This is a genomic window from Nonomuraea sp. NPDC049480, from assembly GCF_044465905.1.
Lineage (GTDB): Bacteria > Actinomycetota > Actinomycetes > Streptosporangiales > Streptosporangiaceae > Nonomuraea.
Genome location: NZ_JBITMD010000089.1, coordinates 1 through 1,182, shown reverse-complemented (window position 1 = coordinate 1,182; position 1,182 = coordinate 1). Strand labels below are relative to the sequence as shown.

The 1,182-nt window shown below is 69.2% G+C and carries 1 protein-coding gene; it reads left to right on the top strand.

All coding sequences use genetic code 11. The features are described 5' to 3' along the window. A partial coding sequence (locus ACIBX3_RS61245; RefSeq protein WP_397130038.1) for an IS110 family transposase occupies positions 1 to 1,156 on the top strand: 1,156 nt, incomplete at its 5' end. Between the last annotated feature and the right edge of the window lie 26 nt (positions 1,157 to 1,182).

Below are 1,182 nucleotides of genomic sequence, written 5' to 3'. Positions count from 1 at the left end.
GGCTCGGCTGCCGGAGGGGGTGGCGGGCATGGCCCGGCTTCACGCGATGCTTGCTGAGCACCTCGGCGCCGCGGTCGAGGACGAGCAGGCCGCGGGCCAGGTGCTGATCGGCATCGAGACCGACCGTGGCCCCTGGGTGCAGGCGCTGGTGGCGGCTGGGTACCGGGTGTTCGCGGTCAACCCGCTGCAGGCTTCGGAATATCGTCGGCGGCATAAGGTGTCGGGTGCCAAGAGCGACGCCGGCGATGCCCACGTGCTGGCCGACATGGTGCGTACCGACTCCCACCAGTTGCGTACGGTGGCCGGCGACAGCGACCAGGCTCAGGCGGTCAAGGTGGTCACCCGCGCGCATAAGACGCTGATCTGGGAGCGCACCCGGCAGACCCAGCGGCTGCGGCACGCGCTGCGCGACTACTTCCCCGCCGCCCTGATTGCCTTCGACGACCTGGATGCCCCCGAGGTGCTGGAGCTGCTGGCCAAGGCGGCCGACCCGACCGCTGCGGCGAAGCTGACCATCAGCCAGATCAGCGCAGCGCTCAAGCGAGCCGGCCGCCGTGGCGACCTGGCCGCCAGGGCCGCACCGATCCAGGCCGCGCTGCGCACCGAACACCTGGGCCAACCGGAGGCGGTCACCGCCGCCCACGCAGCTTCCGTGCGGGCCCTGATCGCCGTCCTGATCACCCTGAACGAGCAGGTCGCCGCCCTGCACAGGGAGGTTGAGACGCATTTTGGGCAGCACCCGGCCGCTGAGATCATCACCTCCCAGCCCGGGCTGGGTCAGATCCTCGGCGCCCGGGTGCTCGCAGAGTTCGGCGACGACCCCAAGCGGTACAGCAATGCCAAGGCCCGTAAGAACTACGCCGGCACCAGCCCGATCACCCGGGCCTCGGGCAAGAAGAAGGTCGTCGCCGCTCGGTTCGTGCACAACGACCGGCTCATCGACGCCCTGATGACCCAGGCCGCCCGAGCCATCAGCGTCTCGCCCGGCGCCCGCGCTTATTACGACAAACAGCGTGCCCGCGACGCTGACTACAACGCCGCCCTGCGCCAGGTGGCCAACCGGCTTGTGGGCATCCTGCACGGCTGCCTCAAGACCGGAACGCACTACGACGAAGCAACCGCTTGGTCTCATCACGCCGAGTCGCTTGCTGCTTGACATCTAAGCTCCTGGGATGTCTTTCG